General features: G+C 66.7%; 27 protein-coding genes and 1 pseudogene. 16 read left to right on the top strand and 12 right to left on the bottom strand.

The annotated features are described in order from the left end of the window. Nucleotides 1-8: 8 nt before the first annotated feature. From ACQCSU_RS02870 to ACQCSU_RS02860, 3 genes are read left to right on the top strand one after another with little or no spacing between them, the layout of a single operon-like run. Nucleotides 9-800, top strand: coding sequence for an IclR family transcriptional regulator (locus ACQCSU_RS02870; RefSeq protein ID WP_426978159.1), 792 nt, complete (start codon nucleotides 9-11; stop codon nucleotides 798-800). Beyond that, nucleotides 778-2,478, top strand: a complete 1,701-nt coding sequence (locus tag ACQCSU_RS02865; protein ID WP_426978158.1) for an HAL/PAL/TAL family ammonia-lyase — start codon at nucleotides 778-780, stop codon at nucleotides 2,476-2,478. Before ACQCSU_RS02870 ends, ACQCSU_RS02865 begins: the two co-directional genes overlap by 23 nt. After that, nucleotides 2,459-3,490: a PDR/VanB family oxidoreductase gene (locus ACQCSU_RS02860; RefSeq protein WP_426978157.1), complete on the top strand. Its 1,032-nt coding sequence runs from the start codon at nucleotides 2,459-2,461 to the stop codon at nucleotides 3,488-3,490. Before ACQCSU_RS02865 ends, ACQCSU_RS02860 begins: the two co-directional genes overlap by 20 nt. 413 nt (nucleotides 3,491-3,903) lie before the next feature. On the opposite strand, the gene ACQCSU_RS02855 is transcribed toward ACQCSU_RS02860, so the two are convergent. Beyond that, entirely contained in the window at nucleotides 3,904-4,614 is a 711-nt protein-coding gene (locus ACQCSU_RS02855; protein ID WP_426979926.1) for an endonuclease/exonuclease/phosphatase family protein, read from the bottom strand. A 109-nt stretch (nucleotides 4,615-4,723) separates the two neighbouring features. On the opposite strand from ACQCSU_RS02855, the gene ACQCSU_RS02850 reads away from it, so the two are divergent. Together ACQCSU_RS02850 and ACQCSU_RS02845 are read left to right on the top strand one after the other, a co-directional pair. Next, nucleotides 4,724-4,915, top strand: a complete 192-nt coding sequence (locus ACQCSU_RS02850) for a DUF427 domain-containing protein (protein WP_426978155.1) — start codon at nucleotides 4,724-4,726, stop codon at nucleotides 4,913-4,915. 75 nt (nucleotides 4,916-4,990) lie between these two features. After that, on the top strand, nucleotides 4,991-5,794 hold the full coding sequence (locus tag ACQCSU_RS02845) for a thioesterase family protein (RefSeq protein WP_426978154.1): 804 nt from the start codon (nucleotides 4,991-4,993) through the stop codon (nucleotides 5,792-5,794). Between the two features lie 106 nt (nucleotides 5,795-5,900). Here ACQCSU_RS02845 and ACQCSU_RS02840 read toward each other — a convergent pair whose 3' ends face one another. Further along, a complete protein-coding gene (locus ACQCSU_RS02840) occupies nucleotides 5,901-6,284 on the bottom strand; it encodes a DUF2177 family protein (RefSeq protein ID WP_426978153.1) in 384 nt (127 codons plus the stop codon). Between the two features lie 16 nt (nucleotides 6,285-6,300). Here ACQCSU_RS02840 and ACQCSU_RS02835 point away from each other — a divergent pair, with 16 nt between their 5' ends. Continuing rightward, nucleotides 6,301-7,050: a lipoate--protein ligase family protein gene (locus tag ACQCSU_RS02835; protein WP_426978152.1), complete on the top strand. Its 750-nt coding sequence runs from the start codon at nucleotides 6,301-6,303 to the stop codon at nucleotides 7,048-7,050. 23 nt (nucleotides 7,051-7,073) lie between these two features. On the opposite strand, the gene ACQCSU_RS02830 is transcribed toward ACQCSU_RS02835, so the two are convergent. The 4 genes from ACQCSU_RS02830 to ACQCSU_RS02815 form a co-directional block, all read right to left on the bottom strand. Next, nucleotides 7,074-7,721 (bottom strand): MBL fold metallo-hydrolase, encoded by a 648-nt coding sequence (locus ACQCSU_RS02830; RefSeq protein ID WP_426978151.1) that lies wholly within the window; start codon nucleotides 7,719-7,721, stop codon nucleotides 7,074-7,076. Next, complete coding sequence (locus tag ACQCSU_RS02825; RefSeq protein ID WP_426978149.1) at nucleotides 7,718-8,803, bottom strand: S-(hydroxymethyl)mycothiol dehydrogenase; 1,086 nt, start codon at nucleotides 8,801-8,803, stop codon at nucleotides 7,718-7,720. The genes ACQCSU_RS02830 and ACQCSU_RS02825 overlap by 4 nt, the downstream gene beginning before the upstream one ends. Nucleotides 8,804-8,945: 142 nt before the next feature. After that, a complete protein-coding gene (locus tag ACQCSU_RS02820; RefSeq protein ID WP_354190350.1) occupies nucleotides 8,946-9,203 on the bottom strand; it encodes a mycoredoxin in 258 nt (85 codons plus the stop codon). Between the two features lie 120 nt (nucleotides 9,204-9,323). Beyond that, nucleotides 9,324-9,809 (bottom strand): AAA family ATPase, encoded by a 486-nt coding sequence (locus ACQCSU_RS02815; protein WP_426978148.1) that lies wholly within the window; start codon nucleotides 9,807-9,809, stop codon nucleotides 9,324-9,326. A 93-nt stretch (nucleotides 9,810-9,902) separates the two neighbouring features. On the opposite strand from ACQCSU_RS02815, the gene ACQCSU_RS02810 reads away from it, so the two are divergent. Next, complete coding sequence (locus ACQCSU_RS02810; protein WP_426978147.1) at nucleotides 9,903-10,649, top strand: SOS response-associated peptidase; 747 nt, start codon at nucleotides 9,903-9,905, stop codon at nucleotides 10,647-10,649. 89 nt (nucleotides 10,650-10,738) lie between these two features. Here ACQCSU_RS02810 and ACQCSU_RS02805 read toward each other — a convergent pair whose 3' ends face one another. Continuing rightward, nucleotides 10,739-11,161, bottom strand: a complete 423-nt coding sequence (locus ACQCSU_RS02805; RefSeq protein WP_426979925.1) for a VOC family protein — start codon at nucleotides 11,159-11,161, stop codon at nucleotides 10,739-10,741. A gap of 14 nt (nucleotides 11,162-11,175) precedes the next feature. On the opposite strand from ACQCSU_RS02805, the gene ACQCSU_RS02800 reads away from it, so the two are divergent. Then, complete coding sequence (locus ACQCSU_RS02800) at nucleotides 11,176-11,502, top strand: chorismate mutase (RefSeq protein WP_426978146.1); 327 nt, start codon at nucleotides 11,176-11,178, stop codon at nucleotides 11,500-11,502. A 7-nt stretch (nucleotides 11,503-11,509) separates the two neighbouring features. Here ACQCSU_RS02800 and ACQCSU_RS02795 read toward each other — a convergent pair whose 3' ends face one another. Further along, nucleotides 11,510-11,896 carry a hypothetical protein gene (locus tag ACQCSU_RS02795; RefSeq protein WP_426978144.1) on the bottom strand — a complete coding sequence of 129 codons (387 nt, stop codon included), beginning with the start codon at nucleotides 11,894-11,896 and terminating at the stop codon, nucleotides 11,510-11,512. Between the two features lie 131 nt (nucleotides 11,897-12,027). On the opposite strand from ACQCSU_RS02795, the gene ACQCSU_RS02790 reads away from it, so the two are divergent. The 6 genes from ACQCSU_RS02790 to pdxS all read left to right on the top strand — a co-directional run bounded on the left by ACQCSU_RS02790 (nucleotide 12,028) and on the right by pdxS (nucleotide 20,488). Continuing rightward, nucleotides 12,028-12,366 (top strand): DUF6504 family protein, encoded by a 339-nt coding sequence (locus ACQCSU_RS02790; protein ID WP_426978142.1) that lies wholly within the window; start codon nucleotides 12,028-12,030, stop codon nucleotides 12,364-12,366. Next, entirely contained in the window at nucleotides 12,363-15,863 is a 3,501-nt protein-coding gene (locus ACQCSU_RS02785; RefSeq protein ID WP_426978140.1) for a DNA polymerase III subunit alpha, read from the top strand. Before ACQCSU_RS02790 ends, ACQCSU_RS02785 begins: the two co-directional genes overlap by 4 nt. Nucleotides 15,864-16,089: 226 nt before the next feature. Next, the gene (gene thrS / locus ACQCSU_RS02780) at nucleotides 16,090-18,099 is read left to right on the top strand and encodes a threonine--tRNA ligase (RefSeq protein WP_426978138.1); all 2,010 of its coding nucleotides are present in this window, start codon (nucleotides 16,090-16,092) and stop codon (nucleotides 18,097-18,099) included. 20 nt (nucleotides 18,100-18,119) lie between these two features. Further along, a complete protein-coding gene (locus ACQCSU_RS02775; RefSeq protein WP_426978136.1) occupies nucleotides 18,120-18,761 on the top strand; it encodes an HIT family protein in 642 nt (213 codons plus the stop codon). Then, a complete protein-coding gene (gene pgsA / locus ACQCSU_RS02770) occupies nucleotides 18,751-19,389 on the top strand; it encodes a phosphatidylinositol phosphate synthase (RefSeq protein WP_426978134.1) in 639 nt (212 codons plus the stop codon). Before ACQCSU_RS02775 ends, pgsA begins: the two co-directional genes overlap by 11 nt. Nucleotides 19,390-19,561: 172 nt before the next feature. Beyond that, nucleotides 19,562-20,488 carry a pyridoxal 5'-phosphate synthase lyase subunit PdxS gene (gene pdxS / locus ACQCSU_RS02765; RefSeq protein WP_426978132.1) on the top strand — a complete coding sequence of 309 codons (927 nt, stop codon included), beginning with the start codon at nucleotides 19,562-19,564 and terminating at the stop codon, nucleotides 20,486-20,488. 201 nt (nucleotides 20,489-20,689) lie between these two features. Here the strand turns inward: pdxS and ACQCSU_RS02760 are convergent, their stop codons facing one another. Next, complete coding sequence (locus tag ACQCSU_RS02760; protein WP_426978130.1) at nucleotides 20,690-22,702, bottom strand: M3 family metallopeptidase; 2,013 nt, start codon at nucleotides 22,700-22,702, stop codon at nucleotides 20,690-20,692. Between the two features lie 14 nt (nucleotides 22,703-22,716). On the opposite strand from ACQCSU_RS02760, the pseudogene ACQCSU_RS02755 reads away from it, so the two are divergent. Both ACQCSU_RS02755 and ACQCSU_RS02750 read left to right on the top strand, forming a co-directional pair. After that, nucleotides 22,717-23,052, top strand: a pseudogene (locus tag ACQCSU_RS02755) (alpha/beta fold hydrolase); the annotation flags it as partial. Nucleotides 23,053-23,129: 77 nt separating this feature from the next. Then, nucleotides 23,130-23,633 carry a hypothetical protein gene (locus tag ACQCSU_RS02750; protein WP_426979934.1) on the top strand — a complete coding sequence of 168 codons (504 nt, stop codon included), beginning with the start codon at nucleotides 23,130-23,132 and terminating at the stop codon, nucleotides 23,631-23,633. Between the two features lie 179 nt (nucleotides 23,634-23,812). Here the strand turns inward: ACQCSU_RS02750 and ACQCSU_RS02745 are convergent, their stop codons facing one another. The 3 genes from ACQCSU_RS02745 to ACQCSU_RS02735 all read right to left on the bottom strand — a co-directional run bounded on the left by ACQCSU_RS02745 (nucleotide 23,813) and on the right by ACQCSU_RS02735 (nucleotide 25,847). Then, entirely contained in the window at nucleotides 23,813-24,391 is a 579-nt protein-coding gene (locus ACQCSU_RS02745) for a phosphotransferase (protein WP_426978128.1), read from the bottom strand. 359 nt (nucleotides 24,392-24,750) lie between these two features. Further along, nucleotides 24,751-25,155: a VOC family protein gene (locus tag ACQCSU_RS02740; RefSeq protein WP_426978126.1), complete on the bottom strand. Its 405-nt coding sequence runs from the start codon at nucleotides 25,153-25,155 to the stop codon at nucleotides 24,751-24,753. Nucleotides 25,156-25,169: 14 nt separating this feature from the next. Then, nucleotides 25,170-25,847, bottom strand: coding sequence for a type 1 glutamine amidotransferase (locus tag ACQCSU_RS02735; RefSeq protein WP_426979924.1), 678 nt, complete (start codon nucleotides 25,845-25,847; stop codon nucleotides 25,170-25,172). Nucleotides 25,848-25,924 lie beyond the last annotated feature (77 nt).

Genomic DNA, 25,924 nt, shown 5'->3' with positions numbered 1-25,924 from the left:
GCAACGCCATGGCAACCCATACATCCTTCGAGAGGGGACTCATGATCCTTTCCGAAGTCGCGGAAGCCGGCGATTCCACCGTGGAGAGTGTGGCCCTGAAGCTCGGGATTCCGGTCAGCACCACCTACCGCTACTTCCATCAACTGCGTGAACACGGCTTCGTCCAGGAGGGCTCCGGCATCTACCGGCCAGGTCCCGCCCTGCTGGCGTTGTCGGGCCGGCACCTGACGCAGAGCCATCTTGCGGAAGTCGGCACAGCTGTGCTGAAGGGCATTGTGGACGCCGTGGGCGAAACCGCGGTCATGGTGATCCGGGTCGGAACGCAGGCCATGTGCCTGCGCCGTGCGGAACCGGACAAGGCCTTCAAGTACACGTTCGCCGTCAATGAGCTCCTGCCGCTGACCGCAGGGGCCGGCCCCCGGACCCTGCTCGCCTGGGCGCCGGCCGACGTCGTGCGCCAGGTGCTCGACGGCGATCTTCCGCGCTTTACGGACAACTCACCCTCGGCGGCGCAGATCCAGCTCAGTCTCGCCCAGATCCGGGCCAACGGCTGGGTGGTATCCCGCGGCGAACTGGATCCGGGTGCCGTCTCCGTCGCCGTGCCGGTGATGCTCGACGGTGAAGCTGTCTGCGCCCTGAACGTGGCCGGACCGGAGAGCCGCTGCGGCTCCCGTGCCTGGCTGAACTCGACGCTAAAAACAATGAATGAGGCGGCGGAGAACCTGGCGGCATCGCTGGGTTCCCTCGCTAGCCGCCGAACAACCCGAGAGGTACGCGATGACGCTCGAAACTCTGCTTGATACCGCGCCGGTGGTCCTTGGAACGCACCGCACAACCTTGCAGGACCTGATCGACGTGGCCCGCCACCGGCGCCCCGTAGTGGTGGATGAGCAGGCACTGGCACGGATGAAGCCCAGCCAGGAGTGGTTGGACGGCGTCATGGACGAAATGAAAGCCGGTAAAAAGACCGCACCCATCTACAGCATCAACACCGGGTTCGGTTCCCTCGCCGGCCGCCAGGCCTTCGATGAGCCGTCTGACGCCGCGGAGCTGTCCCGCCGCCTGGTTCTCTCCAACGCGGCAGGCGTGGGCCGGTACGTGGACGAGGAAGTGGTGCGGGCGACCATGTTCATCCGCATTGTCAGCCTCACCCAAGGCCATTCGGGCGTTCGGGCGGACATTGTGACGACGCTGACGCAGATGCTTAACCGGGGCGTGTACCCCGCCATCCCGGAATACGGTTCCCTCGGCGCCTCCGGCGACCTCATCCCGTTGGCCCACGTGGCCATCGTTATGTCCCGCTCCCATGCCGGTGAGGACGAAGAACTGGACTCCGGTGAGGCCTTCGTGGACGGAGCAGTGGTGTCCGGCATCGCCGCCATGGCCAACGCGGGGATAGCGCGCCTTCCGCTCGGCGCCAAGGACGGACTGGCACTCCTGAACGGCACGTCTTTCTCCTGCGCCCAGGCGGCCCTTGCACTCTACGACGCGCAGAACCTGCTGGAAACGGCGCAGATCACGGCGGCCATGACCATCGAGGCCCTCATGGGCTTTGGTGATGCCTTTATCGATGAACTCCACCAGGCCCGGGGCCAGCGCGGCCAGATCGAGGTGGCCGCACGGCTCCGCGAACTCCTCGCCGGCAGTGGGCTGGTGGACGGCGACGCCGGCACCGACCCCGTGCGCCAGCCGCCCCAGGACGCCTACTCGCTGCGCTGCATCCCGCAGGTCTTCGGCCCGGTCAAGGACACGCTGGAGTTCGCCGCCGGGATCATCGACAACGAGATCAACGCCGCCACCGACAACCCGCTGATCTTCCCGTCACTGCCGTCCACCCGCACGCTCAAAGCCGTCTCCGGCGGCAACTTCCACGCCGAATATGTCGCCTTCGTAGCGGACTTCATTTCGATTGTGGTCACGGAAATCGGCAACATCACCGAACGCCGGCTGTTCCGGCTCGACGACGGCACGCTGAACCGCGGCCTGCCGGACATGCTGGTGGCCAGCGAACAGATCGGGATGGACTGCGGGTACATGCTGCCGCAGTACCTCGCGGCTGCCCTGGTCTCCGACTGTAAGACGCTCGCCCATCCGGACAGCGTGGACTCCATCCCCACCTGCGCGAACCAGGAAGACCATGTGTCGATGGCCAACAACGCCGGCCGGCACGCGCGTCAGATCGTCACCAACATCGAGTCCGTGGTGGCGGTCGAACTCCTCATGGCCGCGCAGGCCTTGGAATTGCGCATGCGCCTTCCTGCCACGGCCGGCGCCATGCCGGGGGCCGCGAGCCTGGCCGCACTGGCTCTGCTGCGCTCCACGGCCGCCGCCGATGGCCGCCCCATCGACCACCTCAAGCAGGATGTGGTCCTGTACCCACGGCTGCGCAAAGCCGGCGAACTGGTCCACGACGGAGCGGTGGTCACCGCCGTGAACGCTGTGCTTAGCGGAGGCAGCGATGACGCTCCAGGCCGCTGACACTGCCAGGCTCAGCGTGCCCGCGCCGGCCGGAAAAGGCTTCGTCCGCCTCACCGTCAGCGAGGTCCGGCGGGAAGCTGACGGCGTCCTTTCATTGATTCTGTCGGATCCCGACGGTGGTGCGCTGCCGGCATGGGAACCGGGTGCCCACATCGATGTCCTGTTCGCCAATGGGATCCTGCGTCAGTACTCGCTGTGCTCCGATCCGGCCGAACGCTACGAATGGCGCATCGCGGTGCTGCGGGAGCAGTCCAGCCGGGGCGGCTCACGCTACGTCCACGAGTCGCTGAAGGCGGGCGATGTCCTCGACATCCGCGGCCCGAAGAACAACTTCCGCGGCACCCCGGGCTCCGGGGAGAAGGTGTTCATTGCCGGCGGCATCGGAATCACACCGCTGCTGCCCATGATCCGGGCGGCGCACCAAAAGGGGGAGTCCTGGCGTCTGCTGTACCTCGGGCGCGGCTTGCACTCCATGGCTTTCGAAGACGAGTTGGCCGTCCTTGACCCTGCCGGAGAGAAGGTCCGCATCCGTGCCCTGGAGGAATCCGGCCGCACGGACCTGACGGAGTATCTGCGCGGGGCGGGGCTGGCCGGGGATGCCACTGTCTTCACGTGCGGCCCGGAACGGATGCTCGCCGAACTTCGCGCGGCACACACGGACGGTCTGGTGCCGCACCTGCTGTTTGAGGACTTCGGTTCGGAAGACGACGGCGGCGCGGAGCCAGGCGGCGGCCCGGCTGGCGACGATGCCCCGTTCGTAGTGGAAACCGCCGATGGAATGGAAATCGATGTTAAGGCAAATGAGACAATTCTGGACGCCCTGCAAGGTGCCGGAATTCCCGCGTTGAATTCCTGCCGGAAAGGCACATGCGGAACATGCCAAACGGTTGTCTTAGGCGGGATTCCGGATCACCGTGATGAAATTCTCAACGATGAGGAACGGGCCGCAAATGAAACAATGATGATTTGTGTTTCGCGCTGCCGAAGCGAGAGGCTGGTGCTGGACCTTTAGGCCGTCAGGTTTTCAAAGCCCGTGGTTATCGGCCGAACCAAGGGGTTTGCCGACCCAGTGGCCTGGCCTGCCCGCCTCTTGGCCGCTGGCGGGATTCTATTGATCCTTAATTTTCGTGGCCTTTTTCGAATGCCGTATCCGAATTGGCCGGATGCGGCGTCTGTCATTTAATGCTCCTTTGAAATCATGGCGAATAACTTGAGGGACAGGGCATCGTGGGTGGCGGGCGCGCCGGCGGCCCTCCAGCTGCTCCCGGCGGCGGAGCGCGGTGGCGGTGGCCGTTCCTGCGGCGGTCATGAACGTACGTCTGGAGTGGGTCACGCCCAGAGGTAGATCACGGGAAGGCAACGGCAACGGTGCTTTCGGCAGTCCGTTCACGGCCTGTTCACCGGGAGTTGTTGCGGCTTCGACGGCTACTCTGCGGTGGGTGACGCCGGGTCGTCAGCTTCCGGTGCGTCCTGACCGTATTCCGCCGAAATCAGGATGGGCAGGTGGTCCGAGGCGCCGCGCGGGAGGGTTTCCACGCTTTCGATCTCGAGCCCCTGCGACGTCGCGAAGTCGAAGTGGCCCTTGAAGACCTTGTACCGCGTGTACGTCCGCCGGTCGCTGAGCGTCAGGTCGTAACCGGCGTCCTTCATCTGGGCGGTCAGGTACTTGGTGAAGAACGGGTAGTTGAAGTCGCCCACCATCAGCGACAGGCCCCCGCCCATGCTGAGCAGCTCCGCGTGGGCGGCGTGGATCTGGTTCCGCCGCAGCGAGTTCGACGCGGTCAGGGGTGCCGCATGGAAGGACGCGATGACAAGATCATGGTCCGTCTCCTTGTCGATCACCCGGGTGCCGATCAGGCGCTCGTGCGCGGGCGACAGGACGCGGTCATGCAGAGACTTCTTCAGGGCGAATGTCTTGGTCTCATAGGCCGTGAACCGGTCCATCCGGTAATAGATCGCCAAGCCCAGCCGGTTGCCCTTGGTGGCGTCGGCAAGGTGCAGGTTGCCGATGGTTTCCGGGAGATCGTTGGTGTCGCACTCCTGGAGGCACAAAGCATCAATCTCGAAATCGCGGGCCAGATCAACCAGCTCACCACTGGCCTTGTGCTTGCGGAGGTTGTAGCTGATGACTCGAATCAGGGGAGCACCTCTTCGGAGGATAGTCGTGAAAAACCTGATTCCGAGTCTACCCAGTCCGGCGGAACGAGTGGGAGCACCGGCCGCGCGGGTCCGCGGGTTCCTCCGGATGCCTGCAGACTCCGAGTACCTGGAGGACAGCAGCCATAGCAGCGTCTGCGTCTGGAAGGGCCAGGCCGGCTATTACAGCCTCCTGGTGGACGGCCAGCGGAACCAGGATGCGGCCTGGTTCTACGCCGAGCCGACGTCCGAGGCCGAGCACATCAAGGACCATGTGGCCTTCTGGCGGGCGTCCGCGTAGAGGCCTGAGGCACGCCGCAGCAGGGGATAGGGTGGTTTGGGATTCTCTACGATTGATGCTGCGAAAGGGCGGACGTTGACTGCTGAACTACCGGTGCTTGCCGAGGGCGACTTCTATTACGAGGTGCTGGGGGAGGGGCGCTTCCGCTCCACTATCCACGCCCAGGGCGCCTGGAACGAACAGGAGCAGCACATGGCACCCGCGTCCGGCATCATGGCGGACTGCCTGGCCCGGCACGAGCCGCGGGACGACATGCGGATGGCGCGCCTGAGCTACGAGATCCTCGGACTGATCCCCGGCGGCGAATTCGAAGTCACCACCACCACGCTCCGCCCGGGCCGGACCATCGAGCTGCTGCAGGCCGAGCTGGTGGCGGAGGGGCGGGTCGCGATCCGCGCCACGGCCTGGCGGATGATCATGTCCGACACCGCCGCCATCGCCGCCTTTGAGGATCCCCGGATCCCCGCGCCGGAAGGATGCGAACCCTACGACGCCGCGAGCATCTGGCCGGGCGGGTACATCGCCTCGCTGCAGATGCGGATTGCCGAGGGGCACCGCGCCGGCTCCGGCACGGTCTGGCTGCACACCACACACCCGTTGACGGACCAGGCGGACAGCAGCGACCTGGCCCGGCTGATCGGCCTCGTGGACACGGCCAACGGGATCGCCGCGCGCGTCCCGCCGGGCCATGGCAGCTACGCCTTCCCCAACCTTGACCTGCAGATCCACATGTACCGGCGCCCCGAAGGGGAGTGGCTGGGGCTGGACAACGAGGTGTCCTTCGGCACGGACGGAATCGGCCTCACCTCGACGGTGCTGCATGACCTCACCGGTCCGTTCGGCCGCGCGGAACAGATCCTGACGCTGCGGAAGTCCTGACCACCCAAGTGGCTCGCAATAGTTGTCGTTTTCAGTGCTCAAAACGACAACAACTGCGGGTCAGTTGGGGGCCGGGGCCGCCGCCGACGCCGCTCGCCGGGAAATGCTAGTGGAAGACGAGCCAGCCGACCAGCGTGGCCAGGCCGGTCAGGAAGGCACCCCAGACGATGTCCACCACGACGATGACGAGCGGCCAGCTCTTCAGGGTCGCGGCGTTGGTCAGGTCATAGGTGGCGTAGGCGAACGTTCCCAGCGCGGCGCCGTAGCCCAGCGCGGTGAGCCAGCTTCCGCCGTCGAGCGCCGGCTGGAGGGCGAAGAAGACGATCCCGATGATGTACAAGACGTAGAAAACAACGGCGTACCCTAGATGGGGCTTGTCCGCCAGGAGGTGCCCCAGACTCCGCCGGTAGAACTTGCTCATTGACTTGAGCCAGACGGCGTCGATGACGGCGAACGCTGCGGCCACGACGAGGAACTGCAAGATGACCATAAGGGAGCATAACAAGATGTCGGAGGCCCCGGGCGGACCACGCACGCTGACGATCGTCCGGCAGGAGGAGTCCCTCGGTGCCGCCGGGGATCTCGACTTCGCGATCGAACTGCTGCAGAAGGTCAAGGCCGGCGAGGTGGGACCCATGCTGCGGCTCTACCGCCCGGTGCCCACTGTCGCCTTCGGGCAGCGGGACACACACCTTCCGGGCTTCGACGCCGCCGCTCAGGCATGCCGCGAGCTGGGCTTTGAGCCGCTGGTCCGCAAGGCCGGCGGGCGTGCCGCTGCCTACCACCAGGGCACCCTCGTGATCGACCATCTGGAACCGCACCGGGACGCGATCGCCGGCGCCAAAGGACGCTTCTCCTTCTTCGGCGAACTGCTGGCGCAGGCGCTGCGCAGCGCCGGAGTCGACGCCGCCGTCGGCGAGATTCCCGGCGAGTACTGCCCCGGCGAATTCAGCGTCCACGGCCAGGATCCGGAGCATCCGGCCCAACAGGTGAAGCTGATCGGCACCGCCCAGCGCGTCGTGGCCGGCGGCTGGCTGTTCAGCTCGGTGATCGTGGTGGAGAACTCCGCCCCGATCCGCGCCGTGCTGGAAGCCAGCTACGCGGCGCTCGGCCTGGACTGGGACCCTGCCACGGCCGGCGCCGTCAACGACCTCGTCCCGCACCTGGACGTGGACGCCATCGAGGCGGCCGTGATCGACACCTACGCCCGCTACGCGCAGCTCGGCTTCGGAGACTTCGCCAGCCTGCGCGGCTGACCGCGCAGGCCGGCCGTCCGGGCTCAGTGCCCCCGCGCGATCCATTCCTCGAGCTGCGGCGCCTCGGCGCCGACCGTCGTCGTATCCCCGTGTCCGGTCCTCACCACGGTGTCCGCCGGGAGCGTCAGCAGGCGGCTCCGGATGGACTCGATGATGGTGGGGAAGTCGCTGAAGGACCGGCCGGTGGCTCCCGGGCCGCCCTGGAACAGCGTGTCGCCGCTGAAGACGGTGCCCTCGCTTGCCAGGTAGAAGCACGTCGAACCCGGCGAGTGGCCCGGCGTGTGCAGGGCCAGCAGCCGCGCACCGGCGACGTCGAAAGTATCCCCGTCCGCGATCGCGTGGTCAGGTTCGGTGCCCGGGAACACGCGCTCCCAAAGCATCCAGTCCTCACGGTTCAGATGGACCGCTGCGCCGACGCGGTCGCGGACCTCGCCGACGGCGCCGATGTGGTCATCGTGCCCGTGTGTCAGCAGGATGGCGGTGACCTTCCGGCCCGCGACGGCGGCCTCGACGGCAGCCGGGTCGTGCGCCGGGTCGATGATCAGGCATTCCTGGTCGTCGCCGACGATCCAGACGTTGTTGTCGACGTCCCAGGTGCCGCCGTCGAGCGAGAACGTGCCCGAGGTTACCAGCTGCTCGATCTTCAGTGTGCCCCCGGTTCCGGCGCTCACAGTTCAACGACCGAGCGCAGTACCGCGCCGGCGTGCATCTTGTCGAAGGCTTCCTCGATCTGGTCGATCGTGATCCGCTCCGTGACGAAGGCGTCGAGGTCCAGCTTGCCCTGCCGGTAGAGGCTGATGAGCATCGGGAAGTCGCGCGAGGGCAGGCAGTCGCCGTACCAGGAGGATTTCAGCGAGCCGCCCCGGCCGAAGACATCCAGCAGCGGCAGCTCCAGGGTCATCTCCGGGCTGGGAACGCCCACCAGGACCACCGTGCCGGCGAGGTCGCGGGCGTAGAACGCCTGCTTGTACGTCTCGGGGCGTCCGACGGCGTCGATCACGACGTCGGCGCCGAAACCGCCGGTGAGTTCGCGGATCGCCTCGACCGGATCGAGGGCGGAGGAATCCACGGTGTGGGTGGCACCGAATTCCCTGGCGCGTTCGAGCTTCTTGGCGTCGATGTCGACGGCGATGACCGTGGTGGCACCCGCGAGCGCGGCGCCGGCGACGGCCGCCATGCCCACTCCGCCGCAGCCGATGACGGCGACGGAATCGCCCAGCTTGACGTTTCCGGTGTTGATGGCGGCACCCAGGCCGGCCATGACGCCACAGCCCAGCAGCCCGATGGCGGCGGGGTCGGCCTCAGGGTCCACCTTGGTGCACTGGCCGGCGGCCACAAGGGTCTTCGCGGCGAACGCGCCGATGCCCAGGGCGGCGGTGAGCTCGGTGCCGTCCTCGAGGGTCATCTTCTGCGTGGCGTTGTGGGTGTTGAAGCAGTACTGCGGCTCGCCGCGGCGGCAGGCCCGGCACTCGCCGCAGACGGCACGCCAGTTCAGGACCACTCGGTCGCCGGGGGCCACCGAGGTGACGTCCGGTCCCACGGCGCTGACGACGCCGGTGGCCTCATGGCCCAGCAGGAACGGGAAGCCGTCGTTGATGGCACCAAGCTTGTAGTGCAGATCGGTGTGGCAGACACCGCTGGTGAGGATGTCCACCAGCGCCTCACCCGGGCCGGGATCGGGGACCAGGATGGTCTCCACCGTGACGGGCGCTCCCTTGGAGCGGGCTACTACACCTTTGACTTTGTGGACCACGGAAAAGCTCCCTTGAGTACAGTGCGGGAAATGGAGGCAGCGCTATTTGTGACTGTGATCTGTCTATCACACAGCCAGGTCCAAATTCCAGAAGTTGTTGCGCAATGTACAACAGGTTGCACAAACGGCCCTCGGGCGAGACTCAGGCGGCGAGCCTGCTCTTGACCTGTGCCGCGGAAGGGTTGGTGGCCGCGGTGCCGTCCGGGAACAGCACGGTGGGGACGGTGCGGTTGCCTCCGTTGAGCTTCTCCACGAGATCTGCGGTGCCTTCAACTTCTTCGATGTTGATCTCGGTGTAGCCGATACCCTGGGCGTCCAACTGCTTCTTCAGGCGGTTGCAGTAGCCGCACCAGGTGGTCGAAAACATGGTGATGGTGCCGGATTCGGGGGTGAAGTCCACGAAGTTCTCCTCAAAGCTGGTTGACGGTGCCGGGTGACAGCGCCGGTTGCCGACAAAAGTCGGACGTCATTGTCACTAACCGTAACCCGGGGGCCGGTATTCCCGCAGAGGTGGCGGCCGCTACGGGCGTATTACCGTCTCGCCCTCATCAGCAGGTGCCTCGAAGCCGGCGAGGAACTTGTCCAGGTATGCAGGTCCCACCGGCGCCGAGTTCGGTCCCGCGTGCAGCCGGCGCAGCTCCAGCCGCCGGAGGAGCTCATCCCTGGGCACGTCAAGATACACGAGCTGCCATGCAGCGCCGTGGGCGGTGACGAGCTCTTTGTATTCCTCGCGCCGCTGTCTGGACCAGAAGGACAGATCGACGACGATGTCCCGGCCCTCTGCCATGAGCTCCACGAGCCGGATCCGGAGCTGCCGTTCCACCGCCACGGTGAAATCGAAGTATTCGGGGGTGCCGAAGCGTGCCGCCAGCTCCCGGTCCTGACGCCACATCTCCTCGTCGACCGAGAGCCGCACGTAACCTTCGGCCTCAAGGGCCTTGGCGTAGCTTGTTTTTCCCGAGCCGGCCACGCCGCACATCAGGACCACCGTTGACGTTTTGACCATGCGGGGAGTCTAGGGGATACGGCCAGCCGGCGGGTGTCCCGGACTGACGGCCAGGCGGATGACACGGAATCCGTGCGGTGGCATGCTGGTGCCATGTGTGGACGCTACGTGATGGCCCGGGCCGTCGGAGACCTGCTGGCCGAATTCGATGCCGGGCTGGAGGAGGAGTTCGCGATTCCGCCGTCGTGGAATGTTGCCCCGACCGCGGACGTGCCGATCATCCTGGAACGGCTCGTGGACGGAAGCCCGGTCCGGCAGCTGCATATCGCGCGCTGGGGGCTGGTGCCGTCCTGGGCCAAGGACCCGGGCATCGGTTCGAAGATGATCAATGCACGCAGCGAGAGCGTCCTCGAGAAGCCCGCGTTCCGGAAGGCCACCCGGTCCCGGCGCTGCGCCGTCCCGGCGGACGGCTACTACGAATGGAAGGGCGAGGGCCGCAACAAGCAGCCCTATTACGTTCACCCCCGGGACGGGCGCCCCATTGTGTTCGCCGGACTCTTCGAGTGGTGGAAAGACCCTTCCAAGGCCGAGGGGGACCCGGAGCGCTGGATGCTTTCGACGTCGATCATGACCACTGACTCGCCGCCGGAGGGCTACGCCGGGGGAATGCTGGCCGAGCTGACCGCGCTGCACGACAGGGTCCCGCTGCCGATGGGCCGCCAGACCATGGAGACATGGCTGGATCCGCAGGCCGATGACGCTGCCACCCTCGTGGACCTGGTCCGGGCCGGGGCGCACGACGTCGCGGAGGGCTGGACGATCGACGCCGTGGGCACCGCCGTCGGGAACGTGAAGAATGACTCCCCGGAACTCATCCAGCCGGTGGGAAGCCTGTTCTAGCGCGCCGCTGGAGCGCAGGAACGCAGCCCGTAGGGGCGTGGCCGGAAGGAACCATCGATCTGCGCGGACTCCCGTGGTGACGGTGGGCGTCAGAGCGTCACCTTGCCGCCGCCGTCGACCGCCCAGCTGGGGTTGAAGGCGACCTCCCAGCGGTAGCCGTCGGGATCGGCGAAATAGCCGGTGTAGCCGCCCCAGGGCTGGGTCTGCGGCGCCGCGACGATGGTGGCCCCCGCAGACTCCGCTTCGGCCATCACCCAGTCGACTTCCGCCGCGCTGCCCAGATTGTGGCTCAGCGTGATGCACGGAATGCCGGCAGGGGGATCGGTGGCTGCTTCGGCCTGCATCTGCCCGGCGTCCCAGAGCGAGAGGACCAGGCCGTGGTTGGCCTGGATGAAGAGCACCTCGCCGGGGACTTCCCGCTGGACCGGCCATCCGAGGCCGTCAACGTAGAAGCTGCGGGCGGCGTCAACACTGCGGACACCCAGTGAAATTAAGTCGACTCGTGGCTGCATCATTCGATACTGTCATGCACATGTCCACAAATCACGCAGACGACAAGACCGCCCAGGCCGACAGGGAACAGCTCGCCGCCGTGCGGGTGGCTGTTGACGAGGTGGACGAGCAGATTGTGTCCCTGATCGGCCGCCGCGAACGGCTGATCCGGATCGCCGGAACCCTCAAGGCGGACAGCGCCGAGGTGCGTGCTCCCGGCCGGGTGGAGCGGGTGATCGAACACGTCCGCGCCACTGCGAAACAAAAGGACATCGACGTCGACCTCGTCGAAAAGACCTACCAGGCCATGATCGATGCCTTCATCACCCTTGAGCTGGAAGTGTACAAAGCCAGCTCCTAGCAGGGGCCTAGAGGGACTCTTCGACAGGCACGTTGGCCTGGTAGTCCCGGCCGTCACAATCGCTGAAGGCCGTCATGAGGTGGCCCTTGGGGAGGCCAAGCACAGTCGCAATGGGGAAGTTTCCGGTGATGGTGTTCCCCGAGTGTTCCACGCCCTTGAGGTCGAAATTCTCTTCCGTGCCGTCATGGTTGAAGTAGTAGAAGGAAACGGCCTCGCCGTTCACGAACTCAATACCCAGCCTGCGCTGATGGGAATAGTCCGGCCCGGCCGCCAGGAGGCCCACCACGTAGGCGCCTTGCCCCGGGATATTTCCGTCTATATCGAACGTCGCCACCAAGGTTGGATCCTTGGCGGCGATGCTTACATGCTTCAGGAGTGCGTTATGGGAGCTCATGGCTCAATCCTGCTACGTGTGCCAGCGTCCGTCCACCCCTGATCTAGGTTTTGTCCCGGGCCGGGCGTAGACTGGAATCATTCGAAGATATATTCGAACAAGGATTCGGTCGGGGTTTCCCGGGAGGCACTGTGGGCATGTTCAGCGAGTCGGTAGACGTCGTCTGCACACCCTCTGGCGTGCCTCTGAAGCTTGACTGGGCCGGCCGGCACTACACCGTCGGCGCCGAACCGGTCCGCTGGTATGAGCGGCGCCAATGGTGGGCGGAGGAACCGCGGGCCCCGCTGGGGAGCGGCCCCGGGCTGGTGGACCACGAGATCTGGCGGGTCCAGGTGCGCCCGGCTGATCCGTCCCCGGTTGATGGAGCCCCGGCGGAAACCCTCACCCTTGACCTGAGCCGGCACGTCGGCAGCGGCCGCTGGCGGCTGCTGAGGATCCATGACGCCCTCCGTCCCCAGAAAACGGCATGAGCTTCACCCATCTCCACGTCTCCACCGCCTTCAGCGCCCACTACGGGGTCTCCTGGCCGGATGAACTGGCCGCCGCGGCCGCGGCCGACGATGCCACCGCGCTCGCCTGCACTGACCGCGACGGCCTCTACGGGACGGTCAAGCACCTGTTGGCCTGCATGGCTGCCGGACTCGATCCGATTGTCGGGGTTGACCTTGCGGTCCTTGACGACGACGGCGACCTCCGCACCCAGGTGGGCGGACGCGTCGTCGCCCTGGCCCACGGACACAACAACGGCGCCGGTTACCGGGCGCTCTGCCGGCTGATCTCGGACGCCCACGCCCGCACCACCGGTAAGGCCGGGGGAGCGGTGCCCGTGGCCGTGACCCGGGCGGAGCTCGCCTCCCGGACCCTGCATCCGGAGACCCTGCAGCCGGTGCTGACGGTACTGATCGGTCCGGATTCCGACGTCGGCCGTGCGGTGGGCGGGCGGCGCTACCTGCGCCCCCGCACCCTGTTCAAGCGCTGGCTGGATGCCATGCCGCCGGGGACCCTCGCCGCCGAGGTGGTCACGCAACTCAGCACTCCCGGTGAGCCGCTCAGCACAGCCCACGCTGTGCGGATGCTCAAACTCGCCGCGGAACATGGCGTGCCCGCCGTGCTGAGCAATGCCGTGCGGTACGTCGCCGAGGACGGCGCGGCCACCGCGGATGTGCTGGACTCCGCCCGGGCGCTGAAATCCCTGCCCGAACTCTCGGCTGCCCCGCTGCTCCAGCCCAACGGGCAGGGCTGGCTCAAGTCGTCGGCGCAGATGCTGCAGCTGGGCAAAGAGATCATGCATGCCGCCGGGTACGGCGCCGCGGACCTGAAACGGCTGATGGCCCAGACAGAGGCGCTCGCGGACCGCTGCCGGGTGGACCCGGTCACGGACATGGGATGGAAGCAGCCCGTGGTCCCCGAAGCCTCCGTGATCGGAATCGCCGGGGATCCCCTCGTGGAGCTCAGCCAGCGTTGCGAGGCAGGCATCAGCCGCCGCTTCCCCGGGATCGCCGGTAAGCCCGCCGAGGAGCTGCGCGCCAGGCTGGGGCATGAGCTGCGGATCATCGACAGCCTGGGCTTCGCCGCCTACTTCCTGACCGTCGCCGAAGTCTCACGGATGATCCTGGACATGGGCGTCCGTGCCGCCGCCCGCGGCTCGGGCGCGTCCAGCCTGGTCAATTACCTGATCGACGTCAGCCAGGTGAACCCCCTCGAGCACGACCTCATCTTCGAACGCTTCCTCTCCCGTGACCGCGCCACCTTGCCGGACATCGACATCGACGTCGAAAGCGCCGAACGGCACAACGTCTACCGGAAAATCTTTGAGCGCTTCGGGTCCGAACGCGTCACGCTGATGAGCATGCAGAACGGCTACCGCGCTCGCGGCGCCGTGCGGGACGCCGGGCTGGCGCTGGGCATGGACGACGGCGAGATCGGGGACATCGCCAAGCAGCTGTGGCGGTTCTCGGCCCGGAACTTCCGGGAAGCCCTCGTGGAGAAACCGGAGCTGCGGGAATTCGCGGGGAGGGTGGAGCAGCGCGACTTCACCGAGAACCAGCAGCTGGACCTGCTGGTGGACCTCACGGAACGGCTGGACCGGCTGCCGCGCCACATCTCCATGCACCCGTGCGGCGTTATCCTGGGCGACGCCACCCTGCTGGACCGCACGCCCGTTCAGCCCAGCGGCCTGGGGCTGCCGATGAGCCAGTTCGACAAACACGACATGGACCCCATGGGGATGCTCAAACTCGATGTGCTGGGGGTCCGGATGCAGAGCGCCATGGCCTTCGCCGTCCGTGAGGTCATCCGGCTGCACCCCTCCAAGGCCGAGGTGGTGGCAGCAGGGGCGCACCCGGCCGGCCCGGACGGCAGCGGCCCGGACTACATCGCCGCGGACGGGCGCATCGACCTCAACGCTGTCCCGCTCGACGACGAACCCACCTACGAGCTGATCCGCAGCACCCACACCCTGGGGTGTTTCCAGATCGAATCCCCGGGCCAGCGCGAACTCATCGGTAAACTGGCGCCCCGGGATTTCAACGACCTCATCATCGACATCTCCCTCTTCCGGCCGGGGCCGATGAAATCGGACATGGTGCGGCCCTTCCTGGAGCACCGGCACGGCTTCGCGCCGGAGGTCTATCCGCACCCGAAGCTCAAGCCGGTCCTCAAGGAGACGCACGGGGTCACCGTGTTCCATGAGCAGATCCTGAAGACCTTCGACGTCATGACGGAATGCGGGCTGGCGCGGGCCGATGAATTCCGCCGCGCCCTCGGCAACGAGGTTCTGGAAGGCAAGGTGGAGGAGTTCTTCCGAAAGGAGGCCCGTGCCCGGGGGTACAGCCCCGAGGTGGTGGACAAGGTCTGGGGGACGCTGAAGGCCTTCGGCAGCTTCGGCTTCTGCAAGGCCCACGGTGCCGCCTTTGCCGTGCCCACCTACCAGTCCGCCTGGCTCAAGACCCACCACCCGGAGGCATTCCTCGCCGGACTCTGGGAGCACGATCCGGGCATGTATCCCAAGCGGCTCCTGGTGGCCGAAGCCCGGCGGCTGGGGATCCCCATCCTGCCCCTGGACATCAACCGCAGCCAGGCCGAGTACCGGGTGGAACGCGTGGCTGCGGGGCCGGACCGCGGCAAGCTGGGCATCCGGCTGAGCCTGAACGGCATCTTCGGGCTCTCCGGCACCGAGCTGAAGCGGATCGTGGCAGGACAGCCGTATGACTCGCTGGCGGACCTGCGCGCCCGGTCCCGGCTCAGCAAGCCGAGCATCCAGCGGCTGGCCCAGCTGGGTGCCTTCGATTCCCTGCACCGGGCCTCCGGGGGAGCAGCCAACCGTGCCGACCTGGTGCGGCACCTGCAGAACCTGCAGCACCGCCCCCAGCGGAAGGGCATGGAGATCATCGAGGGCCAGCTGGCGCTGCCGCTGGGGGACATTGAGCTGAAAAACCTGAAGGCGGAGCTGCCCGCGCCCAGCATGGTGGATAACGTCCGGGCGGAGCTGGACCTGATGGCCGTTGACGTCAGCGAACACCTGATGACCAGCCACCGTCCCCTGCTGGACCGCCTCGGGGTCACCACCGCGGACAAGCTGCTGGGGCTGCGCAACGGCACCGAGGTGCTGGTCGCCGGTGTCCGGGTCGCCACCCAGACTCCGCCCATGCGGGGCGGCCGCCGGGTGGTCTTCATCAGTGTCGACGACGGCACGGGCTGCGTGGATTCGGTCTTCTTCCATGAGGCCCAGGAGCTGGCAGGACCGCTGCTGTTCGGCACCCGGCTGCTGCTGATCCGGGGCACCACCCGGCGGACCGGGCCGCGGGGGATCAGCATCAGTGCCAGCATGGCGTGGGACCTCAGCCGCACCGGGACGCTGCCGTTCCCCGAGCCTGTTTCCGGCGCCCCCGCCTACACCGGGCCGGAACTGCCGGGCCCGCTGGACGGAATCAGCCGGAATCTTGAAATCACCGGGCTGGGTGGCTGAAGCGCGGCGCCGCTGGCGCCGCGCGGGGAGGCTGAGCACCGCGCCGCTGGCGCCGCGCGGGGAGGCTGAGCACCGCGCCGCTGGCGCCGGGCGGGCTGCTGCACCCGGCGCCGCGCCGCCGTCGTGCGTTGGTTGGCCCATCCGGAACCCGATAACATGGACGAGGCTGGCTGTGGTCCCCGTACGCCACAAGCTACGAAGCCTTAACCTTGAATAGGAGACACCCGTGTCAGATGCCCAGCAGATCACCCTTCTCGTCGATGGCGAAGAGACCAAGGTGGCTACCGGGACCACCGGCGCGGAACTCTTTTTTGAGCGCCGCGACGTCGTTGTGGCCCGCGTGAACGGCGCTCTGTTGGATCTGGACCAGCCGCTGCCCGAAGACGCCACGATCGAGGGCGTCACCATCGGCTCCCCGGACGGACTCAACGTCCTGCGCCACTCCACGGCGCACGTCATGGCCCAAGCCGTGCAGCAGCTGCGCCCCGACGCCAAGCTCGGCATCGGCCCCTACATCACGGACGGCTTCTACTTCGACTTCGACGTCGAGGAGCCGTTCACGCCGGAGGACCTGCGCCAGCTGGAAAAGATGATGCAGAAGATCATCAACCAGAACCAGAAGTTCGTCCGCCGGGTGGTGAGCGAGGACGAGGCCCGCGAGGCGATGAAGGACGAGCCCTACAAGCTCGAACTGCTGGGCAAGAAGAACAACGCCGCCGATGCCGGGGAGGGCGTCAACGTCGAGGTGGGCGCCGGCGACATCACCATCTACGACAATGTGGACCGCAAGAGCGGCGACAGCGTCTGGTGCGATCTGTGCCGAGGCCCGCACCTGCCCAACACCAAGCTCATCTCCAACGCCTTCGCCCTGACCCGGTCATCGGCCGCCTACTGGCTGGGCAACCAGAGCAACCAGCAGCTGCAGCGAATCTACGGCACTGCCTGGCCCACCAAGGAAGCCCTCAAGGCCTACCAGGAGCGGATCGCCGAGGCTGAGCGCCGCGACCACCGCAAGCTTGGCGCCGAACTGGACCTGTTCTCCTTCCCGGACGAACTGGGCTCCGGCCTGCCAGTGTTCCACCCCAAGGGCGGCATCATCCGCAAGGCCATGGAGGACTACTCCCGCCAGCGGCACGTCGACGCCGGGTATGAGTTCGTCTACACCCCGCACATCACCAAGGGCCACCTCTACGAGGTCTCCGGCCACCTGGACTGGTACCGGGACGGCATGTTCCCGCCGATGCACATCGATGCGGAACTGAACGAGGACGGCACGGTCCGCAAGCCCGGCCAGGACTACTACCTGAAGCCGATGAACTGCCCCATGCACAACCTCATCTTCCGCGCCCGCGGACGGTCCTACCGCGAGCTGCCGCTGCGCCTCTTCGAATTCGGCTCCGTGTACCGCTACGAAAAGTCCGGCGTGGTGCACGGCCTCACGCGCGTGCGGGGCATGACACAGGACGACGCCCACATCTACTGCACCCGCGAGCAGATGAAGGATGAGCTCACCACCACGCTGAACTTTGTCCTCGGCCTGCTCAAGGACTACGGCCTGGACGACTTCTACCTGGAACTGTCCACCAAGAACGAGGACAAGTTCGTAGGCGAGGATGCCGCCTGGGACGAAGCCACACGCACCCTGGCCGAGGTGGCCGAAGCCTCGGGCCTGGAACTGGTGGCGGATCCGGGCGGAGCGGCGTTCTACGGCCCCAAGATCTCCGTGCAGACGAAAGACGCCTTGGGACGCACTTGGCAGATGTCGACGATCCAGCTGGACTTCAACCTGCCCGAGCGCTTCGAACTCGAGTTCCAGGCCGCCGACGGCACCCGCCAGCGCCCGGTCATGATCCACCGCGCGCTGTTCGGATCGATCGAACGTTTTATGGGGGTCCTGACCGAGCACTACGCCGGCGCCTTCCCGGCGTGGCTGTCCCCGGTGCAGGTGGTCGGCATTCCGGTGGCCGAGGCGTTCAACGATTACATGTTCGACGTCGTGGACCAGCTCAAGGCCGCGGGCATCCGCGCCGAGGTGGACATTTCCTCGGACCGTTTCCCGAAGAAGATCCGCACGGCCAGCAAGGACAAGATCCCGTTCGTGCTGATTGCCGGGGGAGACGACGCCGAGGCGGGCGCCGTGTCCTTCCGCTTCCGCGACGGCAGCCAGGACAACGGCGTGCCGGTGGCCGAAGCTGTCCAGCGGATCGTCGACGCCGTCCGCAACCGGACCAGCTAGCGGAAACGGAAGGGCAAGGCGTGCAGGAGACCACAGGGGCCGGTCCGGAATATCCGGGCGACGACGCAGTGACGGACGACTTCGGCCTGGCCGGAGTTCCGGACGCTTTCCAGCGCCTGTGGACCCCGCACCGGATGGCGTACATCAAGGGCGGCCAGCACCAGTTCAAGAACCCGGACGATTGCCCGTTCTGCGTCGCGCCCGGGCGCAGCGATGATGAATCGCTGATCGTGTACCGGGGCCGGACCAGCTACGTGGTGCTGAACCTGTTCCCATACAACCCCGGCCACCTGCTCATCTGCCCGTACCGGCACGTGCCGGACTACACGGACCTGACCGTGGAGGAAACGGCGGAATTTGCCGAGCTGACCCAGACGGCCATGCGCGTGCTGCGCAAGGTCGCCAACCCTTCCGGCTTCAACATCGGCATGAACCAGGGCGTGACCGGCGGGGCCGGGATCGCAGGCCACCTGCACCAGCACGTGGTGCCGCGCTGGGGCGGGGACGGCAATTTCTTCCCCATCATTGCCCAGACGAAGGCCATCACGCAGACTCTGGGCGAGGTCCGCCAGCAGGTGGCGGAGGCGTGGCCCCAGGAGTCGGATCCGCAGGCAACTGACAGCGCGCGGGAGACTTCCGCCAGGGAGCCAGATGCTGAATAGGCACGCGCGCGGCTTCTTCACCGCGCTGTTCTCCCCGCTCGCCCGCTGGCTGCTGAGGATCGGTGTCTCCCCGGACGCCGTCACCGTCGTCGGCACCCTCGGCGTCGTCGTCGGTGCCCTCGTGTTCTACCCGCTGGGGCAGCTCTGGTGGGGGACCCTCTTCATCACGGCGTTCATCTTTTCCGACGTCATTGACGGCATCATGGCGCGGATGCAGCAGCGCGAAGGGCGCTGGGGCAACTTCCTGGACTCCACCCTGGACCGGGTGGCGGACGGCGCGCTGTTCGCCGGCGTCGCCGTCTGGTTCTTCACCGGCGGCGCGGACACGCCGATCGCGGTTGCCGCCCTCGTCTGCCTCGTGCTGGGGATGGTGGTCTCCTACGCCCGGGCCAAGGCCGAAGCCCTGGGCTTCCACGCCAACGTCGGCGTCGCCGAGCGCGCCGAGCGGCTCGTCTCCGTGCTCGTGGTCACCGGGTTCACCGGCCTTGGCCTGCCAAGCGTGGTGCTCTTCGTGACGCTGTGCCTGCTGGCATTGGCCAGCCTGATGACGGTGGTGCAGCGGATCGTTGCCGTACACCGCCAGTCGCTCGACGAAACCGAAGGCACCGCCACCGAACAGGCCGCCTGACGGCCTCTGTGCCCCGGCCGCGGCGCGTGTAACCGGAATTCAGACGTGTCGCAGCCGGGGGCTAGTATTAGCACTACCGGCCAATGGATCCGGTAATCCGGTGTGTGCGAGAACGGCATCTGTGTGCCGCCTGCACCCCGGCGAGGTCATCTATCTACCCATAGGGGTTTTTGTGTCTACACCTGATGTAAGCAGCGAAGCCGGCGCGTCCGCCAAGAACGTCACGGGCAGCAACCGCGTCAAGCGCGGTATGGCTGAGATGCTCAAGGGCGGCGTCATCATGGACGTCGTCAACGTCGAGCAGGCCCGCATCGCCGAGGATGCCGGTGCCGTGGCCGTCATGGCGCTGGAACGCGTTCCCGCCGATATCCGCGCCCAGGGCGGCGTGTCCCGCATGTCCGATCCGGACATGATCGAGGCGATCATCGCGGCCGTCTCCGTGCCGGTCATGGCGAAGGCCAGGATCGGCCACTTCGTCGAGGCCCAGATCCTGCAGTCGCTCGGTGTGGACTACATCGATGAGTCCGAGGTATTGACCCCGGCTGACTACACCAACCACATCGACAAGTGGAACTTCACGGTTCCCTTCGTCTGCGGCGCCACCAACCTCGGTGAGGCCCTGCGCCGCATCAACGAGGGCGCGGCCATGATCCGCTCCAAGGGCGAGGCGGGCACCGGTGACGTCTCCAACGCCACCACCCACATGCGCCAGATCCGCGCCGAGATCAAGAGGCTGGCCGGACTGGCCGAGGACGAGCTCTACGTTGCCGCCAAGGAACTGCAGGCCCCGTACGAACTGGTCAAGGAAGTTGCCGCCACCGGCAAGCTCCCCGTGGTCCTGTTCACCGCGGGCGGCATCGCCACCCCGGCCGACGCCGCGATGATGATGCAGCTCGGCGCCGACGGTGTGTTCGTCGGCTCCGGCATCTTCAAGTCCGGCAACCCGGCCCAGCGTGCCGCCGCCGTCGTGAAGGCCACCACCTTCTTCGACGACCCGGACGAGATCGCCAAGGCCTCCCGCGGCCTGGGCGAGGCCATGGTCGGCATCAACGTGGACGAGATCCCGCAGCCGCACCGCCTCGCCGAGCGCGGCTGGTAGTTCGCGCCTTTGGGGGCGCCGGACGGCGCTGATCCTCTGCGTGCTATTCCCCGCGCCTTGTTGGCAGCTGAGAGGCTGCTCGGGGCGCGGAGCCCCTTTTTACGCACGCTGCCGGATCACACCGTCCTTCGCCTTGCGCTCCTGATTGAACGAGTCCGGCCCGTCACCTCTCCAGGTGGCGGGCCGGCGTCGTTTTTTGGGTCAGTCGAGGCCGCGGCGCTTCAGCAGCGGCCCGAGATCCGCGTCCCGGCCGCGGAAGGTGCGGAAGGATTCCAGCGGGTCGCGGCTGTTGCCGCGGGAGAGCAGCTCGGCGCGGAAGAAATCACCGTTGGCCCGGCTGAGCCCGCCGTTTTCCTTGAACCACTCCACCGTATCGGCGTCCAGCACTTCGCTCCAGATGTAGGAGTAGTAGCCCGCGGCGTAGCCGGCTCCGGCGAAGATGTGCTGGAAGTAGCCGGTGCGGTAGCGCGGCGGGATCAGGCTGTGCGCCACTCCGGCCGCTGCCAGCGCCTTAGCCTCGAATTCCAGTGCGTCTTCGGGAACCTCGGAGCCGTCCAGGACATGCCAGGCGAGATCCAGCAGGGCCGCACCCAGGTATTCGGTGGTGCCGAAGCCCTCGCCCCAGAGCCGGGCGGCGTCGAGTTTGTCCACGAGCTCCTCCGGCAGTGCTTCACCGGTGGCGTAGTGGCGCGCGTAGTTGGCCAGGACCTCCGGCCACATGATCCACATCTCGTTGACCTGCGAGGGGTACTCCACGAAGTCCCGCGGCACGGACGTGCCGGAGAACCGCGGGTAGGTTACGGAGGAGAACAGCCCGTGCAGGGCATGGCCGAACTCGTGGAAGGTGGTGCGGAGCTCGTCGAGCGTCAGGAGCGTGGGCTCGCCGGCCGGCGGCTTGGAGATGTTGAGGTTGTTGATCACCACGGGCCGGGCGTTCAGCAGCCCGGACTGTTCCACGAGGGAGTTCATCCAGGCCCCGCCGCGCTTGGATTCGCGGGTGTAATAGTCGCCCAGGAACAGGCCCAGTTCCGTGCCGTCCGAGTTCCTGACTTCCCAGACCCGCACGTCCGTGTGGTAGCCGGTGAGGTCGCTGCGTTCGTGGAAGGTGATGCCGTAGAGGGCGTTGGCGGCGAAGAACACACCGTCGTTAAGGACGCGGTCCAGCTCGAAGTAGGGGCGCAGGGCCGGCTCGTCCACGGCATACCGTTCGCGCTTGACCTTGGCCGAGTAGAAGGCCCAGTCCCAGGCCTCGAGCGGGTGCCCGGCGACCTCGGCCAGTGCCTCGGCCTCGGCGTCGGCGTTCCGCACGGCGGCGGGGGCCAGCCGGTTTATCATGGCCTGCACGGCCGCGAAATCGGGGGCGGTCTGCCGGTCCACGGTGAGCTCGGCATAGTTGGCGAAGCCCAGGAGCGCGGCCTTCTCGGCGCGGAGCCTGACCATCTCCTTGACCAGGTCCAGCACATCGAGGCTGCCGCCGCCGCTGCCCCGGCCGATGGAGGCCTCGTAGAGCCGCCGGCGGACGTCCCGGTTTTCCAGGGCTGCCAGCGCCGGCTGGTTGCTGGGCTGGATGAGGGTAAGCAGGAACTTGCCCTCGTGTCCGGTGTTCCGGGCTGCCTCCGCGGCGCTGGCGACGTCGTCGGCAGGGAGTCCGGCGAGCTCGGCCGCGTCGTCCAGGAGCAGGGAGGCGGACTTCATTCCTTCCTTGACGCGCTGGCCGAACTCGGTGCCAAGGCGGGAGAGCTCCGCGTTGACGGCCTTGAGGCGCTCCTGCCCCGCCGCGTCCAGTTGGATGCCGGACTGGCGGAACTCCTTGAGGTACTCGTCGACGAGTCGGCTGGATTCGGGGTCGAGCTTGTCAGTGTTGATGGCGGCGAAGCGCTCGAATAGGCCCCGGTTTAGGTAGACAGCGTCCTGATGGGCCGAGAAGAGCGGGGACAGTCGGGTCTCCAGCTCACGGATCGTGTCCGAGGCGTCGGCGGAAACGAGAGTGAAAAACGACGCCGCCGCCCGCTGCAGCAATTGGCCGGACCGCTCCATCGCCAGGGCCGTGTTTTCGAAGGATGCCGGCCCGGGGCTCTCGACGATCGCGTGGATCTCCGCCAGGTGCTCGGCGAGGCCGGCTTCGACCGCTTCGGCGTAGTGCTCGTCGTCGATCACCGCGAACGGCGGCAGGCCGAACGGCAGGGTGCTGGGGCTCAAAAGGGGGTTGGTCATGAAATAACTCTTTCATGTGGGCGATGGGTTCTCAACGGTGCCGGCGGCGTTCTTGTGATGGAGCCCTAAGCTTGGGCAGCATGGAGACATTGAAAGAACGACGGCGTACCGTCGCGACGCACCGAGCCGAACTGGCAGTGTTTGAGTACGGCCCGGAACCGGGCCCGGATGTGCGGACGCTGCTGCTGGTACACGGCTACCCGGACAATCATCAGATGTTCCTGCCGGCCATCCGGGACCTCGCCCGGACCCACCATGTGGTTGCCTACGACACCCGGAACGCGGGCGCGTCCGTCGTCGTCGAGACCCCAGGTGACTTCACGCTGAAGACGCTGGTGGATGACGTGTTCGCCGTGCTGGCAGCCGTGGGCGCTGCGGACGTGCATCTCGTGGGCCATGACTGGGGGTCGATCAGGGCTGGGCCACCGTGCAGGATCCGCGGGCCGGGGGCCGGATCGGCCGATACACCAGCATCTCCGGCCCGGATCTGCGGCATTTTGCCCGCTGGATGCGGAGCCGGTATTCGCGTCCCCGCGCCTGGCCGCAGCTGGCCGGGCAACTGGCCCGCAGCTGGTACATCGCCGCGTTCCTCGTGCCGAAGCTGCCGGAGGCCGCCTGGCGCCTGTTCCTCACCGGGCGGTACGAACAGACGGCCAAGCGCGACGTCGGCAGTGACCCCGTCCGCGGGCTGGCACTTTACCGCACCAATTTCTTGTCGGGCGGGAACTGGCCGGCCGGGAGCCGGGTGACCATTCCCGTCCAGGTGGTGGTGCCGCTCAAGGATCCCTTCCTGTCGCCGGACCTCGTGGAGGGGCTGGATTCGTGGGTGGACGACCTTACGGTGATCCGGGTGAACGGCGGCCACTGGTGGCCCGCCTCCCGGCCTGCGGAGTTCGCAGAACTGCTCCGCGGAAGCCACGTCGGCCGATGATCCTGCCCGGGTCCGGCCGGCCGGTTCTCGGCCGCCGCGGCGTAATTTGCGGATCCCTCGTGGGTCCTCGACGCACCGTGGCACCACGATCCGCGCTGGCCGCAGTCACCAAGCCTCCTGTGGCCCGAGGACCGGGCGTGGGTCCTGGTTACGGAGATCGATTTCGATTCGGCGGAGTCTTACGTACGTGCCAGCTCGAGCATGCTGGCCCGGTCGCGGCGGTACATGGCGGCGTGATCGGCGAACTCGGCACGTCCGGTTGCCGTGACGTGGCCGTCGGTGAAATCGGCGAGCTCGCCAAGCCTTTCCGCGAGGATTTCAAAAACGTCCCGGTGCTCAAAGTGCATGCCGTAAGCGTCGATCAAGGCATCGAGACGACCCCGTCGTTCGTTCTCGTCCGGCGCTGCGTCGCCCCCATTTTCTCCCAAAGGCACGAGCCGGTAGGCCAGGAAGGCAAAGTCCCAGACCCGGGGGCCAGGCGAGGCTGTATCGAAGTCGATGAGCCCGACGAGATGGCCCTTCTGGAACACCATGTTGTAGGGCGAAACGTCGTTGTGGCACACGACTTCTGCAGGCTCGTGAGTGGGCAATTGCCAATGGACGTCGGCCGCGGCAAGCTCCGCGCTTGCCTCGTGGATGCGTCGAAGGAGCGCTCCGGCGTCGTGCAAGACAGACGGACTCCATACCCATTCCGGAAGCGGGTAGTGCGCAGCGTCGCCGGGAAGATAGCTGAGCACTTCCCGTCCACGCCCGTCCATTCCGAGGGTCTCGGGGACTTCTGTGATTCCGGCGGATCGTAAGGTATTGAGCAAGGCGTGCACCGCGGGCGTCCATGGCCCTGCGCCCCGGCGGACTGTCTGACCAATGCGTGTCACGGCCGTGGAATTACCGCCCGCCAGAACTTCTTCTTCTTCTTGATTCACAGCACCACGCTAACCTGTGCGCAAGTGCGCCCGCACCCCGGTCGAAATCGAATTGTGGCTAACCGGGCACCGGAGCGCCCACCGCTGCATTTCTGATGCTGCCCCTCCTGCAGCAATTCCATGAAATCCCCCAAGGCGGAAATACCATTCCAGTTTCGGGCACGGATCGCAGAAAGGCCGGGCCGGAGACCAGCTCAAGGGGCGGCGACGAGCTCTATTTCGAACCCGTCGGAATTCACCAGGTAGGCAGCATAATGTCCGGGGCCGCCGGCATTCGGAAACGTCTCCGGAAACAACGGATTCCAGCCGTGCTTCGGGCTCTCGCCCGCCAACGATTCCACCCGCTGTCGGCTCCCGGCGTGGAATGCCAGGTGATTGAGCCCGGGCGCGGTGCGTTGATGCTCACGGCTGCTCAGGTCCGGTGACTCTTCGACCACTATGTAGGTCTGGCCCCGGCGCCAGCTGATTCCGTGGGACCAGGTCTGGAAGGTCTCATATCCCAGGCTGGTCAGGATCCATCCCCATTCCGCCTTGGCGCGCACCAGGTCTGGCACCCACAGCTCGACATGGTGCAAGGCACCTTCGGAATCACCGCTCACGTCCTGAGTCGCTGTCAGCGCGGCCGGCGGGCCGCGTGTTCGCGGGCGAGGACCGCGTAGGAGTCATCAGGGGTGCCGGGGGAGAAGCTGCCGTACTTGCGTTCGACGGCGGTCCGGATCAGGAAGTCTGCCAGTGCCGGGTTCTTGGGCAGCAGCGAGCCGTGCAGGTAGCTCGCCACGATGTTCCGGTAGCGGGCGCCTTCCTGGCCGTCGTTGCTGTTGTTGCCGGTGCCCTTGGCCGTGGATCCCAGCGGTGAGACGCCTGGCCCGAGCGTGGTCTGGCCGCTGTGGTTCTCGTACCCGAGGATGCTGCCGAATTCCGGGGAGGACACCGCGACGTTGCCGATCAACCGCACTTCGGTACCGTGCGTTTCCACATCCAGGATGCCGATTCCCGGAATGACCGAACCCAGCCGGGTCTTGAAGAACTTCCCGAACAACTGGTACAGCCCGCAGATCACGAGCATGGGGGTGCCGTCCTCGGCCAGCTCCCGCAAGGTGGATTCCCGGGACAGCAGATCGTCCTTGATCACGAGCTGTCCGCTGTCCTGGCCGCCGCCGCCGAGGATCAGGTCCACGTGTGCGGGGAAGTCGTCGCCGACGTTGTATTCGAGCAGTTCCGGCGTATAGCCGTGCCAGCGCAGGCGCTGGGCGAGGACCAAGGCGTTGCCCCAGTCTCCGTAGATATTCATGTCGCGCGGATAGAGCTGCAGGACCCGGATGGTTCCCTTGCTGGGCGCAGCCAGTTCCTCGGGCGGCAGTTCGTGTC

Source organism: Pseudarthrobacter sp. O4, assembly GCF_050157025.1.
In the GTDB taxonomy this organism is placed as follows: Bacteria; Actinomycetota; Actinomycetes; order Actinomycetales; family Micrococcaceae; genus Arthrobacter.
This window is presented reverse-complemented; position numbering and strand designations above follow the sequence as displayed.